A 16841-nucleotide genomic window follows, 5' to 3' on the forward strand; every position below is an offset into this window, starting at 1 on the left:
GTACGCCTTCGCGCGCGAGCTGCGCATGGATACGCGGCGCCCCATACGTGCCGCGCGAGCTCGCATGTAGCGTGCGGATGTGCGCGAGTAGTTGCGCATCGCTACGTGTGCGCAACGCGGGCTGTCGCACCAGCCACGTGTAATAGCCACTCGTCGAGACGCCGAGCAGCCGTGCCATCATCGCAATGGGCCAGCGGGCCCGGTTCGCCTTCATGAATCCGTACCGCCCTTCGGTGGGACGGATCCCGTCTCCCTCGCGAACCAGGCTGCCGCGTGAGAGAGGATGTCGCGCTCCATCTTCAGTTGCCGGACTTCACGACGCAGCCGTGTGAGCTCCTGCCGTTCGGCTGTAGTCAGACCGTCATGCCGCACGCCTGTGTCGCGATCAGCCTGCGCCACCCAGTTGTAGATGGTCTGTGCAGTCGGCTCGAACTCCTTTTCCAGTTCCTCCGGCCTGCGTCCGGCCCTCACCAGGTCGACCATTTGCGCCCGAAATTCGGCCGGGTACGGGGTACGATGCTTGCCCATAATCGGCACCTCCTTCTCCAAAGGATAGATGTCCGTTTTTCTGGGTCAACTTCAGCTCCGACCAACAACTGTGTCTTCCCCTTATTGGCGTGCAAATTTGGAGAACGAGTGGGTTTCATTGCTTATGTTTTGCGTGCAAACGGTTTTAAAGTTGGTGCGGTTCATTAAGGAGTCCGACTTCAACGTCATTTGATGAAGCGCATCATCGAGCTGAGCGAATCAGAGAGGCATGCCTTGGAGCGTTCTTGAATCATCGACATGGAGCTATCCGCACGTGCGTGCCGCCGCAGTCCTGCTGCTGGTCAATGGATTGGGCGACCCCAGGGCCGCTGCCGCGCTGAAAACCCTATCGGCCGCCGTGCGGAGGAAATGTTCTTGTTTAATCGCGACCGGTCTTCGCTGATAAAGACCTCAGCCAGGTACTCCGCAACGCTTCAAGCCAACAGCCAAATGGGCAAGCTGCCCGGCTCTTACGGTACCCAATTCAAAATCAATTTCACTTGAACACTTGCATGACTTAAGCTAACAACCGTGGATGCGAGTATGCTCCGTCGGTATCGCGGAATTGACGATTCGCAACCGCGCCAGCTTCTCTACCGCTCGGGGCCACGTTAGTTGTAACGTTGTCGTAATTCTATTTTTTCAAGTATTTTTTGGAACTTGACAGACGACGAAGCCTCAGTCAATTTGAACTGACCAGTACTAGAAGCCAAGCGCATTGAGGCAGCGCCGGTCAAGCAGTTGAACCTGTAGCGGGCCAGCGCGCCTTTACGGATCATTGCTTTCCTATTGAGCTTCATTCCGCTGGCTTCGAGAATCGGGCCCACTTTGGAAAAGGGTTCTTCGCCCCGTTGGCCGTTTCATGCAGGTGCCAGAATTTGCGCAGCGTCGTCCCCTCCGGCTCCGCGGCGAAACGTTCCGCGTGTGCCATGCCCACATGATCCAGGTCACCTGCATGCTCGGACGTCTCATCGGCGTTCAATGGCGGCTCTGCTATACTCGTCCGACAATTGCCGTAACCTAGGCGGAGCGCGCTGTCATGAGCGTCCAGCGAATCATGCGTGTCATCAAACGGCTCTCACTCGTGGCGCTCGCGCTGTTGAGTCTCTCGTTCGCCGCGCGGACATCGGCCGACGACAATGCGACCGCGCTTAGGGCCAAGTACGACACGCTCGCGCTGCAGCTCAAGTTGAACGTGTTCCATCGCCCGATACATCTGGACTCGGAAGAAACTCAGAACACACTTAGGGGCGATATCTACGCCGTCGTCGACTATCCTTTCGCGGCCGTCAACAGTGCATTCAACGACCCCCAGAAAGGCCCCGCGAACTGGTGCGAAGTGCTGATACTGCATGAGAACACGAAGTATTGTCATGCCGCGTCAGACAGCAGCGGCCAGATCATCAGCATGAATGTCGGCAAGAAGACGGAGCAGGAGCTCAGTGACACGTTCCGCGTGCAGTTCCATTACCGTTCGGTGGTGACAGGTTCCGATTACTTCCAGGTCGAGCTGAGTGCGGCGAACGGACCGCTTAGTACCAGGGACTATCGCATCGTGCTCGAAGCCGTCGACATCGGCAACGGGCGCACCTTCCTGCACCTCAGCTATTCGTACGGATTCGGCATGGCCGGACGCATCGCGATGAAGACCTATCTCGCGACCTTGGGCAGCGGGAAAGTCGGCTTTACCAAGTCATCGAACGGCGAATACATCGGCGGGGTGCGCGGCCTCGTCGAGCGCAATACGGCGCGCTATTACCTTGCCATCGACGCATATCTGGCTTCGCTTGCCATTCCTGTCGACAAACGGGTCGATCAACGCTTTGCGACATGGTTCGATGCAACGGAGCAGTACTCGCGTCAATTGCATGAGCTCGACCGCCAACAGTATCTGGATATGAAGAAGAACGAATATGAGCGCCAACAAATAGCGCAATAGATGAACGGGGGTCCGGATGAAACATGGACCACTCGAAGATAGTCCGTGTACTCCGCTTTGAGAGCTGGTCACAATGCGGGACGAACCCGTACGGTGGCAAAGCGCTGCCTTCGCGCCAGGTTGCGGTTTGCCAGGCGTTCACGGGTAACTGCATAGCCAGCTCATTCACCACGATCGGTCCGAGGCCGGGCGTACGAAGGTGCCTCGCCTGATTCGCAAGCACTTCGACGGCACATCGCTGCCCGAACACCGAAGGCCAGACCAACGGCTTTATGAAAGCTCTCAACAGCCCGTTTCAGCCGACCAGGCGACGTGCGCGCGACTATGCCAACTTCGCCACCATGCGCACGGGCTGTTCCTGATCGCTGGCAAGCTCAACTTCCCGCCGATGTACCCGCATGCCGCGTAACGCATTCAAGGTTTCGCAGAGCCCGCAATTCTGACCGGTCTTATATGTTTCACTGGTCGGAAATTTTATGATCGGCTCCGAAACCGGAATTACATTAGCCTTACGTTTCTTGACCTGTATCGTATTTGTCGCCCACTTGAATTCTGGACATTTAATCTGGATCCCAGCGATTCTTCTCATTGCTGTGTGGGTTGCCTGATCAGGAAAGGAAATTCGAGGCTTAACCGGTTTCAGTGCGGGCGGGGCAACTGCATGCCCCGAATCCTTCAGTCAATTAACGTCTTTTAAGCATAACAAATAGGATTGCTAATGAAAATAAATCGCTCTGGCGTAATCGCTGCGGTCGTTGCAATGGTTGCGGCCTTGCCGATGGCCTCGCATGCTGCCGACGGCACCATCACCTTCAACGGCTCCATCACTGCCCAAACTTGCAGTATCAGCGGTAACGGGTCCGGCTCGTCGAACTTCAATGTGACGCTGCCGACCGTGTCCGTATCGTCGCTGACCCTCGGAGGCCAGCCTGCTGGCCGCACGCCGTTTGCCATCGCGCTCACGGGCTGCTCGCCGAATACAGGCAATGTGCACACGCTCTTTGAAGCGGGTCCGACGACCGATGCCACCACGGGCAACCTGATGTTGAACGCGGGCGGCGCTAGCAACGTCGAGATCGGTCTGCTGAACGGCTCGGACCTCTCTCCGATCAAGGTCGGCTTTGCCGATGCGTCGCAGAACTCGCAGTCGGTCGCTATCACCGGTGGCACCGCAACCCTTCCGTACTACGCCCAGTACGTGGCAACCGGCGTACCGACTGCCGGCGCCGCCAATTCGAGCGTGATGTACACGCTCGTCTATCAGTAACGCGTTGCAGAGATGTGCTGCGGAGCGAACCTCCGCCGTTCCGCGCCATTTCCGCTTTCCCGCAATTAACGACCCGCCATGACATGAAACAAACGATCAAGACTCTTCTGGCTACCGGTGTGCTCGCGCTGGGGTTGGCGAGTGCCCTGCACGTCCAGGCTTCCGTTGTCATCGCCGGCACGCGGGTCATCTACAACGCCGCGGATACCGAGCAGACCATCAAGCTGACCAACGACGGTAAATCGCCGGCCTTGACGCAGGCCTGGCTGGACAAGGGCGATCCCAAGGCTGCACCGTCTGCCATCGATCTGCCCTTTACCATCACGCCGCCGTTTGCACGCATCGATCCGGGCAAGGGACAGACCTTGCGCATTCTGTACACCGGCGAGCCGTTACCGCAGGACAAGGAATCGGTATTCTGGCTCAACGTCCTTGAAATACCGCCCAAGCCGGCTGCCAATGAAGCCGACGTCAACAAGCTGCAAATGGCGATCCGCTCGCGTATCAAGATGTTTTTCCGTCCTGTTGGCCTGAAAGGCAGCGCGGACGAAGCGCCTGCGCAGATCACGTGGCGTGTGATCAAGACCGGCAAGGGCGCCGCACTGGAAGCCCACAATCCGACGCCTTACCACGTGTCGTTCGCAGCGCTGGAACTGACAGGCGAAGGCAAGACCGCGAAGTTCGACGACGGCGGCATGGTCGGGCCAGGCGAAACCCAGGACTTCCCGCTCTCGGGCGAAGTGTTCCAGGGCGCTGACGCCAAGGTGCGCTACCGCGCCATCAACGATTTCGGCGGTCCAGCCGAAGGCGAGACCGTGCTGAACGCAGCGCCGCAAGTGAAGTAGTTCACTGGCAGTCGGCTTTGTCCGGCTGCCCATCTCTACAGGGCACTTCCCAACGAAAATGCTGCGCGAAGCGGCAGGGAGGGGGTTTTTCTGAAGCTTGGAGTCGGCGGCCGTGCACCAAAAACAATATCCTCCCTTTCCTTCACAGTTGTCGCCTGTCAGTGCGGTGGTGTCGCTGCTGTTCATCAGTGTCGGCGCGTGGGGTGCGACCTCCGGTGCGGCGGCTTCCACCCAACTGGCCGAAGTCGAATTCAGCGATCAGTTCGTTCAGCAGCCGCCAGGCGCCGCGCATGTCGACATCAGTCGCTTCAATAAGGGCAACGTGACGCTGCCGGGCGACTACCGGGTCGATCTGTATGTGAACGGCGCCTGGCTCGGCCGCTCGGAGGTACAGCTGCGCCAGGTGAGCACCGATAGCAACGACGTGCAGGCGTGCTTCGATCGCGCGCTGCTGGAACACATCGGCGTGGACCGGACGAAACTGCCGGCTGAGACGGCCGCCCGTCTGGCGACAGGCGGCAATGCCTGTCTGACGCTGCCTTCACTGATCCAGGACGCTACCGCAGCATTCGACAGCGGGGAACTGCGGCTCGATGTATCCGTGCCGCAAATAGCGCTCGCCCGCACGGCGCGCGGCTATGTCGAACCGCGCTACTGGGACGACGGCGTGCCCGCCGCCATCATGCGTTACAACGCAAGCGCGGACCATTCCGATTCCTACGGGACGAGTTCCACCGAGAGCTATGTGGGACTGAATGCCGGCATCAACATTGGACCCTGGCGGTTTCGCCATAGCGGCAGCCTGACCTCAGGTACCACGGGAGGCACCCATTACCAGAGCATACAGACCAACCTGCAGCGTTCGATCGCGCCGCTGAAGAGTCAGCTGACCATCGGCGACGCGTTCACCGATGGCGCGGTGTTCGACAGTGTCGGCTTGCGGGGCGTGCAGCTGGCCAGCGACGATCGCATGTACCCGGAGTCGCAGCGCGGCTACGCACCGATTATCCGCGGCATCGCCAACAGCAACGCGCGCGTGCAGGTTCTTCAGAACGGCAACCTCCTCTATGAAACGACGGTGGCGCCCGGGGCGTTCGAAATCAACGACCTGTACCCCACCGGCTATGGTGGCGACCTCACCGTGGTGGTCCACGAAGCCGACGGCAGCGTCCGTACTTCAAAGGTGCCGTATGCGGCCGCCGTGAACGCGCTGCGCCCCGGCGTGACGCGCTTTAATGCAGCGGTGGGTCAGTACCGCAACCCGACGGTGGGCCTCCATCCGTTGCTGTTCCAGGGCACGTTCCAGCATGGCTTCACCAATCTGATCACAGGCTATGGCGGCGTGGTCGCGACAGACGGCTACATGGCCGCGCAGTTCGGCGCCGCACTGAATACGGATTTTGGCGCCTTCGGCTTCGACATCACCCAGGCCGCCACGCGCCTGAACAATCAGCCTGACCGCAACGGCCAAAGTCTTCGCCTGAGCTACAGCAAGCTGGTCGAGCCGACCAACACCAACCTGGCGGTGGCGGCTTACCGCTACTCTAGCCGCGGTTACCTGGGACTCGCCGACGCCATGGCGTTGCGTGATCTCGATCAGCGCGACATGGGCCTTGCGGCTAACAGCATCCAGCGCGGCCGCCTGCAGATCACGGTAAATCAGGCCCTGCGCGCGGGCTATGGGTCGTTTTACCTAACGGGGTCCACGCAGAACTACTGGAACCGCAGCGGCACGGACACGCAACTGCAGGCGGGCTACAACAATAGCTACAAGCAACTGAACTACAGCCTGGCGCTCTCGCGCCAACTGGACGTGACGACGCACAAGTGGGACAACCGGGTGATGCTAACCCTTGGTATTCCACTCGGCGCGGCCCACGCGCCCTACTCGTCCACCTCGCTGCAGACCGGCGGGAAGTCGGGCACCACCGTGCAGCAAGGCGTCACAGGCACGCTCGGCGCAGACAGTGCGTTTGCATATGGTCTGAACGCGGGTCACAGCAGCGGTGGCGACGCGAGCAGCAACACCACCGCGGGCGCCAACGTCTCGTACACGTCGCCGGTCGCCACGTTCACAGGCAATGCCAGCAAGAGCAGCAACTACACGCAGGCCGGCTTTGGCGTGAGCGGCGGTGTCGTCGCGTATTCGGGTGGCGTGGCCTTCACGCCAATGATGGGCGATACGCTGGCGATCGTGGAGGCCCGGGATGCGGCCGGCGCGCGGCTGGCCAACAACACTGGCCTGCGCGTCGACCCGTGGGGTCACGCCGTCGTGTCCACCCTGAGTCCGTTCGCCAGTAACCAGATCGAGATCGATCCGAAGGGTCTTCCGCTCAATGTGGAATTGAAGTCGACTCAGCAGTCGGTCGCGCCGACCGCGGGGGCCGTGGTCCGGCTCAAGTTCGAGACGGAGAACACAAGGCGCGCCGTGATCTTGCGCATCAGGACTACCGACGGCAAACCGGTGCCGTTCGGCGCGCAGTTGACCAGCGAGCAAGGACAGAATGTCGGCACCGTCGCGCAGGCAGGGCGGGGCATTGTGCGCGGCCTGAAGAGCGACACCGGCCGCCTGCTCGTGACCTGGGGCGACGGCGCAGACGAGCATTGCGGCGTCGATTACTCGTTGCCGAAGCCGGATATGAAAAGCCGCGCTGCGTACAGCGTGGCCGATGGGGTGTGTCGATAGTGGAGCATCGCGGCGGGATATTGCAGAGCCGGTAGGTGACGGGCGGCCGAACCGGACTGCCAACATCACCTGAGAAGTACGGAACAGGTCGTTTAACGTAATTGAATGCGTCGTATGGAGATCATGATGTCGAGATTGACTGGTTTGCTTTGCCTGCTTCTGGCACTGTTGTTACCCACGACGGGATGGGCCGCGTGCACCGGCACGCCGCCGAGATTTCCTATTTACTCCCAACCTAGCGTGCCTGCCTTCGATCCGACCGTGCCGAACGGTACGATCCTGTGGTCCTCTCCCGCGCTCGCCGTTTCGTCCACCACGGGGGCTGCCTCGTGCAACCCGTTCGGTACGATACTGCAGACTGGTGTCGGCACCTATAACAGCACCTACCAGACGTTCTCCACCAATGTCCCCGGCGTGGGAATAAAGCTGATGGACGCGAGCCGTAATACGATGCCGATCAGCAGTACCGCATGGTCGAACACAACAGGCGCTTTCAATACTGGCTTTGTGTTCTTTGTCCAGATCATCAAGACTGGGCCCATTACCGCCGGTGGCTCCATCAGCGGGAATATCCTTCAGTATTCCGCACAATCGGGAACATACCCGATCTTTTACGTCTACTTCTCCGGTCCGATTGTCATCAACCCGACCATACCCACTTGCTCGGTGACAACACCGGCAGTCACGGTGCCTTTAGGCAGCGTTGCACAAAGCACGTTCACCGGTGTTGGGTCGACCTCGCAGGCGAAATCGTTCAACATCGGACTGAACTGCGCGGGCGGAGCGGCTAATGTAACGGCGAGTGTCTACACGACTCTCACTGACCAGAACAACCCTGGAAACGTGTCCAACACGCTGTCGCTCACCTCGTCCTCGACAGCCAAGGGCGTCGGGGTTCAGGTACTGAACGGCGGTACTGTCATCAGCTTCGGGCCGGATTCAGCCGTAGTAGGGAACACTAATCAGTGGGTGGCCGGTCAGACTGGCAACGGCGGCTTTATTATTCCGCTGACAGCCCGCTATGTGCAGACCGCGTCTGCCGTGACAGCCGGAACGGCAAACGCGCTCGCCACATTCACAATGGGCTATCAGTAACCTGTGCTCCTGTCTTGCCGTGCGGCACTGACGGCCGGCGTGACCGGGTTCAGAGTGATGGACTCAACGAGGCGAGCACAACAGTTCAGGGAACGATGTCGCTGTGTCACGACGCGCTGTGAGCGCTGCCTGATCCGGGCAGCCGCGCATCAAGTCGGAGAGAACACGACCGCAGCGACGTCGTCCATGTGCGTGAAGCTGCGGAAGAATCGGTACGTCGTACCTTCTATTTCCATCACGTTCATTCCCGCGCGAGTCGTGTCGAGGATTTCGTTGGCAAGCGATGCTGTCAGCGTGCCACGCCGCTTCAGGTCCGCGCGCGGGCCCGATGCGTCTCCCAGATAGAGTGTCGCGGTATCGCTTGCGTGGCGCATCACGATCAGGCTCGCGCCCGCGTCGAGCGACAACTCCAAATACTCGGCCAAAGTCAGCAACGCCTCCAGAGGAACTCGCTGGCCGGTATTCGCCCCGGATGGATGGATCATGTTTTCCTCCGTCGCGTTGAACAACTGCCTACAGTCGCAAGCCAGTAGAAGTCGCCAGATGGAATGACGCTTCGGCGCTCGGCTTCGTCGGCGGATTTCACGCGATTATGTTCCATTCGATGCTCCTCTACCGAACGCCGTGACCGCGTCGACGACGCGCGTTGCAGGAAATGGCGCCTGGCGTCGACCGCATCGGGAGTCCCACCGGAACCGCCGTGCCGCAAGACGCCATGCTGCATGATGCACTTTACGCCTCCCACGTCGTCGTCACCCGACTTCTTAACCGTCGCGCGACAGTGACGCAGCGGCAGCGGCAGCGAACGCGGGCCGAACCGAGGCGCCCCCCCTTGACGTCGTCCGACGAGAGTAAGTCCAACGACCGCGTCTAGCGTCCGAATACTTTCCAGCCGCGCAGCGTGATTGCGCGACGCTTGCGGTCGGCCTTCTGCATCCGCCAGCGGTGACCAGAATACGCTTTGACGGGCGCTATTCGCAGACGTACGCATGACAGCTTGCAACCGATCGCGCATTGCGAAGTCACGGCATTGAACGGCTCGTTTCGATCCTCTACCGGAACGCCATTTGCTATCGATGCGACGTCGACGGTTCTTCGATACAGGCGTCGACGTCGACTCTCTCAGCACAGTCGGCGGCCTTGCCCGCAAGCCGCAAATAGGCGGCGGCGAGGCGTCGAAGGTCGTCTTCGGAGGCGTCCTCGATGCCGATCAACTGATTGTTCGCGGCGCGATGCGAAGCGAGCAGCTCGTTGAGCTTCAGATGCACGGCCGCGCTGTCCTTGTTCTGGCTTTGCTGGATCAGGAAGACCATGAGGAATGTGATGATGGTCGTGCCCGTGTTGATGACGAGCTGCCAGCAATCGGAAAAGTGAAAGAGCGGCCCCGTCACGGCCCACAGGAGCACCGTCATCGCTGCAATACCGAAAGCGACCGGCGAACCGGCAACGCGGGTTACAGAGCATGCGAATGCATCGAACGCTCGCGTGACGTCGCGGGTCCCCGAGTGGCTATGGGCTAAACCGGAAGCGGCATCAGCTGCAGCGTGGGCCCCGGTGCCAAGGCTGTGTGCGTAGGCGCGGTTTTCATCTTCTCGCATTACTTGCCTCCGGTAATAAGTAGTACGGAGCTCCAACGACTAGCTAAGCCACAGCACAAATCGTGCCGAACCCCGCATGGACGCTGCCGAGGATACCGGTTTTTGAATTGCGTGAGATGGTCGGAATCCGAACGCAGCGAAGACGCAGTTCATCGCCAATCGCGACACAAATCGTCTTTCGCAGGTCTTTCGGGTTGAGCTCACCAGCACCGGATACTTAACTCAGGTACGCGGCTTGCTCCATCCGCGCTCAGCGTTTTTCCAATTCACCGCCTACTTATCGCCTCGCAAAAGGACATAACACATGCTTGCCACTCGCCCCTGCACTGCAACTTGCGTCGTCGACGGCACGCCGGTCATCCTGACCTTCTATCCCGACAAGGGCTTGTTGCGGATTGCCGATCCGTCGGGTGCGTGCATCCGGGAGACGCGCTGGCATGCGTCGTGGCGCGCGTTGCTGGATGAATTACGCGGTTACACGGAGGGTGATGGGGTCGGCCGGCAGCATATCGCCGAAGTGGTACAGCGTCTGGCCGAGCGCACAGGGCACGCGGCGACGCCGGCCGCCGCCATCACGTGAATCGAATGGCGATGGGCGCTATTCTGTCCAGCGTCGCGCTCCACTCGTGGGGGTCAGTGACCGAAATACATCCTGCACTGCGCGCCAGAAGCGCAAAGGTCGCCGTGCCGCGCGCCCCCCGATTGCGATTGCCCCGCGGCCACGCCGCCGTAAGAGGTCAGCGCCGCTTGTGCACGACCATCCATGCCGCCAGCGGGTTCGCCGTACGACATGTCTGTCGTGGCCTGCGCCGACTCGTTCGCGTCCCGTTGCATCAACTCATGGGCCGACATGCCGGCACCCGGCTGGCCGTCCGGTGCCATGGCATTGGCGGTTCTCGGCGCGAGCAGCAGCAACGCGCTCGCGACTACCATCAATAAACGTACTTTCATGTCCAGACTCCTCGAATCCGGCGCAGCAGTTCCCGTCCTCCTGAAGAATCGATCCGCGAAAAGCCAGCTCGCCCAAAACGGGCCGAGGAACAAGTCGATGCCGATGCACAACTGCCGCGAACGGATCACCGAACCAAACGAGTCTTTGACTGCCAATACTGCAACCGAGGTCGAACGACGTTCCCCATGCCAGGTTAAATCGGTCGCCGCAGGCTGGCAGCGCGAATGTCTGCTCCGCTATTCCTTTATAGTTCGCCCGTCCCGGATTTCAATCCGGGGGTCCCCGGGTGGCGAGGCGGGCTATTCCGTTCGATAAACCGCATTCGTGAAGAAAATCAGTGGTAGCGGTGCGTGCATTGCCCGCACAGTGCGTTATGATGCTGTCATAACGTAAAAAAGCGGTGAGCGCATAACACCGGCGAGAGACGGAGCGTGGACGTGAGACCGCCGTTCGCAATCCGTGCATTGTCACCTCAGTTGTTACCGTTGGGCCTCAAGGCTTATCAGCCTTTTCCGCTGTGCGGCGAATCGCTGGCTATTCACTGGCCGCCGCGGTGAGCCGGATAGGCGGCGTGATTGGGCATAAACTGTAGCGCGATTTATGGAGCAACGTTTTTAACGCGGCTCATGGATTTTCCTCCGAACGACAACCCCACCGCGGGCCGGCCCCATTCATACGGGATCGACGCACCGCAACTTTAGCTTGCAATCTGTAATTGACAGAACGCTGGACGTTTTAGAAGGACGAATATCATATGGACGAAAGGAAGCGAGATAGCATCATTGCGTATCTCCGCCATCGCATGGAAGAGTTTGGCATCAAACCGGAAGATGTCGCTGCCGCGCTGGCGTCCGAGCCGATGGCCCAAAAGGCGCAGCGCTACCGCAGCGCGACGGGCGACAGTTGGGACGGCCAGGGCGAAATGCCCCAATGGCTGAAACAGGCGATCAGCGCAGGTCAATCCATCGACCACTTCGAATTGACAGCCAAACCGGCCCCTGCGCCGCAGTCGAAAAAACACGTGGACTGGAAAAACGATCCGTTTGCGGGAAGTCCGCTTGCGCGGTCCCACAATCGCTAAGTCATCAGGCTGTCGAGCCGTTGGCTCATCAGTCAGCCCCCGCATTTTCCGGTCGCATATCGCAGGTTTCGCATGCCCCCTGACGCGCGCACGCGAGGGTCGTCGCGTGGGCCGTGCCGGCGAATCGCGTCCTTCGCAGTCAACATGGGTGCACGTCGCCGCGCCGTACGGCCGGCTTGAATAGCGCAATGACGCGTCGGCTGGCACCAACCGGTCATATGGTTAGGAATGGTCGGGGCGCCCGAATTCGCAACGGAAAACACCCATGCGATGCACTGCGGCGTCTAGCCGATATCGGTTGACGCAGCGCTCGAATGAGCGGGAGCTGAACTCAGCGACTCGTTAGCCGAGCAATGGCGCTCGTCACTCACGCGTCGCAGCTGCTGGTCCTGTCCTGTGAGGAGGCGTTCGTCGGGCCGACCGTTGCGGCACCCGTTGGATCTTCGACCAGCGGGTTGGCGGGGCCGCCAACGCCGCAGCGTGCATCGCTAGCGGGCAACACAGGGCAATCCTCGTTGCAGGCACCGCCGCCATGCCCAGGCGGATTCGCAAATTGCGGCAGCGCAATAAGCGCGCTGACCTGGCGCACGATCTGCCAGAACATTTTTTCGAACAGTCGCGCGCGCTCGTCGTCCGGCATGCCGTCCACGAGGGGATCGGCAACGCTCCAGGTGAGCAACGAAGGCGCGCCCGGAAACGCGGGCACATGATGTTCGCCGACAGATTCGTCCAGCGCGACGACCAGGTCCATTCGCGGCGCCCATTCGCCAGTAAATTCCAGCCAGCTTTTCGGGCTCAATGCGTCGCGCACCGAGATGCTCAAGCGCAATTGCGCGACCGCCAGCGGATGAACCCGCGCGGCCGGCTCCGGCCCCGCGCTAAAGGCTTCGAACCGGTGTCCGGCCAGTTCGCGCAGCAAAGCTTCGGCAATGATGCCGCACGCTGAGTTGTCGCGGCAAAGAAACAGCACCTTATATTTTCTGGTCACGCTCACCCCGCCGCCGTGTTTTCTTTTTGCTTCTGGGTGCCATTGTGCCGACCCAGTCTTGCGCACCCGTGACACTACGATGTCTTAAATAGTTACGCCACGGGAATTTTCACCAACGCTTGTCGATTCGCGCGAGCAACGCCGGGAATCGTATTCGCCGCCGCGTCTGAGGGACGGGCATCTTACATTATGCTGTCAGCCTCGGACGAGGGGCGCATAGTCCATCCACGCAATGCATCGCAGCACGTCCAGACCGGCGAATGTTCGCCCGGCCATTCCCCAGAGCGTTCCAGGCCCTAATCCGGCTCGCCGTGAGCGCGTCCCCGCCAGAGCGGCCAGCACCGCGATATTGCCAGTGTCACGCCGCCATTCACTCGGAACCCATCGCAGCCACGCGACAACCCATTTGCGCGGGCAACGCGACGCAGTATTGCGCGCAGGCCGGTTTATTGCGCCGCTGTTCGGGGTCACACTTCAAGCACCTACCTTTATGTCGGCGCACGACGCCCTTCGTCACGGACCCCTCGATGCTGAACAGAAACGCCATCAGTTCCGGCGCCTACCTCGAAAGTTTCGATTCGCTGCCCAAGGACATGCTGTGGACTCAGGCGCAGATCGACGCGTCGCTCGCGCTGACCATGCAGCAGCGTCCACATGAAGGCGACGTATGGGTGTTCGCTTACGGCTCGCTGATGTGGAATCCGATCTCGGACTTCGATAGCCGCCGCATCGCGACGCTGCACGGTTGGCATCGCAGCTTCTGTATCCGCCTGATCGCCGGGCGCGCCACGCCGCAGCAGCCGGGGCGCATGCTTTCGCTAGAACCGGGCGGCAGCACGGCCGGTGTGGCATTGCGCCTGTGCGGCGAGACGCTCGAAGAAGAATTGCGCATTCTCTGGATCCGCGAGATGGTGACGGGCGCTTATCGCCCAACGTGGGCGCCAGTCACCCTCGACGACGGCACCGAAGTCCGCGCAATCGCGTTCGTCGCCGAGCCCGCCGACTCGCAATACGAGGGCGATGCGCGCGCAGCCGCGATCGCGCCGTGCATGGCCGTCGCTGCCGGGCCCTTCGGCACCAACGCGGAGTACGCGTTCAAGCTGCAAAGTGCGTTGGCGGACTGCGGCATGCACGATCCGTATGTCGACGAGCTTGCGGGCGAGCTGGCGCGAATCATCGGCCAGCCCGCGTGAAGCGTCAGAAACGCAGACTGTTCAGAAATTGAAACCAGAGGCCGCCGAGCGCGCCGGCCGGATGCGCGTCGGCGGCGGGTTCGTCGTGGTTCGCAGGCGTCGCCTGGTTCGTGTGCTTCGCGCGCTTGCCGGGCTCGGCGTCAGTGGTGGCGTGGTTGACTGCGCCCGTGTCGGCCTGGGGCGGCATCTCGGCGTCTTCGCCCGCACCGACGGCATTGGCAGGATCGGTCGCGGGTGCTGCTTTGCCAGCCACACCCGCCTTCGCCGCCTCGCGCCGCGACGCCTGCAGCGCCGCTACGCTGTCCGCGATCTGCGCCGCCCGCCGTGGCTCGCATTGCCGCCCGAGCAGCACGCCGAACAGCACGTCGCGATTATGGCCTTCGTCGGCGAAACGGATCGCGACCGACACCATCTCCGCATACGCCGCTTCGTCGGCCGCGCGTGCCGCTGCCGCGCGCTGCGCCTGCGCCTGCTGTTGACGCTCACGCTGCGCTTCCCAGTGGCGCATCTGTTCCGCGTACACCGCGTCGTACACCTTGCGCTGCTCGGCGTCGGAGAGGATCGCGTACGCGTCCTTGATTTCCTGGAACGCGGCGTGCGCGGCCTTCTCAGCGCCGTGATTGCGGTCCGGATGCCACTTCATCGCGGCCTTGCGGTAAGCCCGCTTGATTTCTTCGTCGGTGGCGTGCGCGTGCACGCCGAGCGTTTCATATAGGGTCGTCATTGCTTGCCAGATCTCGCCGGGAATCATCGCGGACCATCGTAGCATGGGAAAAGCGGCCTTTCGTCAAGCGGCGCGCGCCAGTGCCGCTGCAACGACATAAAAAAGCCTCGCCACCGAACCCGCAAGGCCGAGTCCCATGTTAAGGCGTGCCATGGAGGAGACCTAATCATCGTAACCGGCGCCCGTCCCGCGGCCAAACAAGCGTTCGCCAAATGCTTATCGGGGGCGGCTCGATGTACTTTGCAGCGCAACGCGCCCGCACGCGGTCATTGGCGCGGTTATATGGTTAGAACCAGAAGTCGCTTAGCCCCGCGCCCGGCGGTCGTTAAGATGACAGTGAAAGCCGGTTCGTCCCGGCCCGCTCTACGCGCAGTTCCGCGCCAGCGTGCCGTGAGCCGCTACACAAGGAGTATTTCGTTGATCCGATTCGATCATCAGCGCCGGCCGCTCGTCGTCGGCATCGGCGGCACGACCCGCGCGGCTTCGTCGACCGAGCGCGCGCTCGGCTTGGCGTTGCGCGGCGCCGAGGCCGCCGGAGCGAACACGCGGTTGTTCGGCGGCACCTTTCTGCATAGCCTGCCCCACTATGCGCCGGAACAGCCCAACCGCACCAAGGAGCAGCTCCAACTGCTCGACGCGGTGCGCCACGCGGACGCGCTGATCATCGCGACGCCCGGCTACCACGGCGGCGTGTCCGCCCTCGTAAAGAACGCGCTCGACACGCTCGAAGAACTGCGCGGCGACGCGCGTCCGTATCTGGACGGCCGCGCGGTCGGCTGCATCGTAACCGCGTATGGCTGGCAGGCCGCCGGTTCCGTACTGCTCTCACTGCGCTCGATCGTCCACGCGTTGCGCGGCTGGCCGACGCCGTTCGGCGCGGGCATCAACACGCTCGAAACGCGCTTCGACGCCGCCGACACCTGCTCCGACACAAAGGTCGTCGATCAACTCGCGACCGTCGGACAGCAAGCCGCGCAATTCGCGCTGGCGTTCATTGCGCATCGGGCGTCGAGCCCGCCGTCGGCCGGCGAGCGTCTCGGTGAGGCGGAACCGGCGCGCCTGCTTCACGCGGTCTGATCGAGCGCCGCACCCGCGCACTTCTCACCGACGCTCCGCCCAACATGCGTTTGACCGCTCGGGCGGCCCACCGCGGCGGCATTCGCGCAAACCGTGCGGGACATAACAGACCGCTTGGCCGCCCCGCTGATAATGTCTCGACACAGCGAACGATACGGTCCGGGCTCCTGAAGAGCGCTCCCGAACCCCGCTGATTGCCGATTAACTCACGACGAAAGATGGGTCCGCCCGCTATGCGGCGCGCCCTACGCTTGCCCCTACTCGCCGTGATCGAACGTCCGGCGGAAGGGGTCCGCCCCGCGCACCGATTTTGTTGCAACGCACGCGGGCACACTGACAAGTCGATAACATGAACTCACCTATGCGCTACAAGGGGTACGAGGTCGCGCCGGCCGCGCAACTGCTGCCCAATGGCATGTTCGCCGCCAATCTGACCATTGAGAAAACTTCCGCGAACAACGGCAAGGCCTATTCGTTCGACGCGCTCGATTATTTCTTCGACGAAGAAAATGCGCTCGCCTACGCGTGCCGATGGGCACGCGTGTGGGTCGACAATCACCAGTGACGTGCTTCGCGTCCAACGGCGCGAGGGCGGTGCTCGTGCCGTGAAAGCGCCCCGCGTGAACCTGAAAGCAGTCGCCCGTTAGCGGCGGCTGCGTTTGTCATCGGCTTTCGGATCGCTGTGCCAGAATAGGCGGCATCATCAGTACGTCGTTTGCACGCCCCCATGTCCTACACGTCGAACGATTTTGCCGAAGCATACAGCCCATGCTCGCGGTTTTCGCGCGGCCGTTGCGCGGCTCAGGCGCGGCACGCACGCGCGCACCGCGCGCGAGCGTCTTGCTCCGGCCACCCGGCGTCTCGTTTC

At 61.6% G+C, this 16841-nt stretch carries 17 protein-coding genes; 10 read left to right on the plus strand and 7 right to left on the minus strand.

The genetic code is table 11. The features are described 5' to 3' along the window. Together ABQJ48_RS19340 and ABQJ48_RS19345 are read right to left on the minus strand one after the other, a co-directional pair. Window positions 1–214, minus strand: a 214-nt coding sequence (locus tag ABQJ48_RS19340) for an IS3 family transposase (RefSeq protein ID WP_367839619.1), incomplete at its 3' end; no start/stop codon positions are given. Continuing rightward, on the minus strand, window positions 211–528 hold the full coding sequence (locus tag ABQJ48_RS19345; protein WP_367839620.1) for a transposase: 318 nt from the start codon (window positions 526–528) through the stop codon (window positions 211–213). The genes ABQJ48_RS19345 and ABQJ48_RS19340, both read right to left, overlap by 4 nt. Before the next feature lie 1039 nt (window positions 529–1567). Here ABQJ48_RS19345 and ABQJ48_RS19350 point away from each other — a divergent pair. From ABQJ48_RS19350 to ABQJ48_RS19370, 5 genes are all read left to right on the plus strand, one after another. After that, window positions 1568–2467 carry a hypothetical protein gene (locus ABQJ48_RS19350; RefSeq protein ID WP_367839621.1) on the plus strand — a complete coding sequence of 300 codons (900 nt, stop codon included), beginning with the start codon at window positions 1568–1570 and terminating at the stop codon, window positions 2465–2467. A gap of 718 nt (window positions 2468–3185) precedes the next feature. Continuing rightward, the gene (locus ABQJ48_RS19355; protein WP_367839622.1) at window positions 3186–3734 is read left to right on the plus strand and encodes a fimbrial protein; all 549 of its coding nucleotides are present in this window, start codon (window positions 3186–3188) and stop codon (window positions 3732–3734) included. 83 nt (window positions 3735–3817) lie between these two features. Then, window positions 3818–4579 carry a fimbria/pilus periplasmic chaperone gene (locus ABQJ48_RS19360; protein WP_367839623.1) on the plus strand — a complete coding sequence of 254 codons (762 nt, stop codon included), beginning with the start codon at window positions 3818–3820 and terminating at the stop codon, window positions 4577–4579. A gap of 112 nt (window positions 4580–4691) precedes the next feature. Continuing rightward, complete coding sequence (locus ABQJ48_RS19365) at window positions 4692–7265, plus strand: fimbria/pilus outer membrane usher protein (RefSeq protein ID WP_367839624.1); 2574 nt, start codon at window positions 4692–4694, stop codon at window positions 7263–7265. Between the two features lie 114 nt (window positions 7266–7379). After that, the gene (locus ABQJ48_RS19370; RefSeq protein ID WP_367839625.1) at window positions 7380–8360 is read left to right on the plus strand and encodes a fimbrial protein; all 981 of its coding nucleotides are present in this window, start codon (window positions 7380–7382) and stop codon (window positions 8358–8360) included. A 149-nt stretch (window positions 8361–8509) separates the two neighbouring features. Here ABQJ48_RS19370 and ABQJ48_RS19375 read toward each other — a convergent pair whose 3' ends face one another. Together ABQJ48_RS19375 and ABQJ48_RS19380 are read right to left on the minus strand one after the other, a co-directional pair. Then, entirely contained in the window at window positions 8510–8845 is a 336-nt protein-coding gene (locus tag ABQJ48_RS19375; protein WP_367839626.1) for a hypothetical protein, read from the minus strand. A gap of 585 nt (window positions 8846–9430) precedes the next feature. Next, window positions 9431–9958: a low affinity iron permease family protein gene (locus ABQJ48_RS19380; RefSeq protein WP_367839627.1), complete on the minus strand. Its 528-nt coding sequence runs from the start codon at window positions 9956–9958 to the stop codon at window positions 9431–9433. 304 nt (window positions 9959–10262) lie between these two features. Between ABQJ48_RS19380 and ABQJ48_RS19385 the strand changes: the two genes are divergently transcribed. After that, window positions 10263–10538, plus strand: coding sequence for a hypothetical protein (locus tag ABQJ48_RS19385; RefSeq protein WP_367839628.1), 276 nt, complete (start codon window positions 10263–10265; stop codon window positions 10536–10538). Window positions 10539–10591: 53 nt separating this feature from the next. Here ABQJ48_RS19385 and ABQJ48_RS19390 read toward each other — a convergent pair whose 3' ends face one another. Beyond that, on the minus strand, window positions 10592–10909 hold the full coding sequence (locus tag ABQJ48_RS19390) for a hypothetical protein (protein ID WP_367839629.1): 318 nt from the start codon (window positions 10907–10909) through the stop codon (window positions 10592–10594). Between the two features lie 755 nt (window positions 10910–11664). On the opposite strand from ABQJ48_RS19390, the gene ABQJ48_RS19395 reads away from it, so the two are divergent. Beyond that, entirely contained in the window at window positions 11665–11991 is a 327-nt protein-coding gene (locus ABQJ48_RS19395) for an H-NS histone family protein (protein ID WP_367839630.1), read from the plus strand. Window positions 11992–12358: 367 nt separating this feature from the next. Here the strand turns inward: ABQJ48_RS19395 and ABQJ48_RS19400 are convergent, their stop codons facing one another. Then, a complete protein-coding gene (locus tag ABQJ48_RS19400; protein WP_367839631.1) occupies window positions 12359–12979 on the minus strand; it encodes an arsenate-mycothiol transferase ArsC in 621 nt (206 codons plus the stop codon). 527 nt (window positions 12980–13506) lie between these two features. On the opposite strand from ABQJ48_RS19400, the gene ABQJ48_RS19405 reads away from it, so the two are divergent. Further along, window positions 13507–14172 carry a gamma-glutamylcyclotransferase gene (locus tag ABQJ48_RS19405; protein ID WP_367839632.1) on the plus strand — a complete coding sequence of 222 codons (666 nt, stop codon included), beginning with the start codon at window positions 13507–13509 and terminating at the stop codon, window positions 14170–14172. A 4-nt stretch (window positions 14173–14176) separates the two neighbouring features. Here ABQJ48_RS19405 and ABQJ48_RS19410 read toward each other — a convergent pair whose 3' ends face one another. Then, window positions 14177–14896 carry a J domain-containing protein gene (locus ABQJ48_RS19410; RefSeq protein ID WP_367839766.1) on the minus strand — a complete coding sequence of 240 codons (720 nt, stop codon included), beginning with the start codon at window positions 14894–14896 and terminating at the stop codon, window positions 14177–14179. A 417-nt stretch (window positions 14897–15313) separates the two neighbouring features. On the opposite strand from ABQJ48_RS19410, the gene ABQJ48_RS19415 reads away from it, so the two are divergent. Both ABQJ48_RS19415 and ABQJ48_RS19420 read left to right on the plus strand, forming a co-directional pair. Next, window positions 15314–15973: an NADPH-dependent FMN reductase gene (locus ABQJ48_RS19415; protein WP_367839633.1), complete on the plus strand. Its 660-nt coding sequence runs from the start codon at window positions 15314–15316 to the stop codon at window positions 15971–15973. A gap of 349 nt (window positions 15974–16322) precedes the next feature. Then, a complete protein-coding gene (locus ABQJ48_RS19420) occupies window positions 16323–16538 on the plus strand; it encodes a transcriptional regulator (protein WP_367839634.1) in 216 nt (71 codons plus the stop codon). Window positions 16539–16841: the final 303 nt, after the last annotated feature.

It is taken from the genome of Paraburkholderia suaedae, from assembly GCF_040812055.1.
GTDB lineage: Bacteria > Pseudomonadota > Gammaproteobacteria > Burkholderiales > Burkholderiaceae > Paraburkholderia.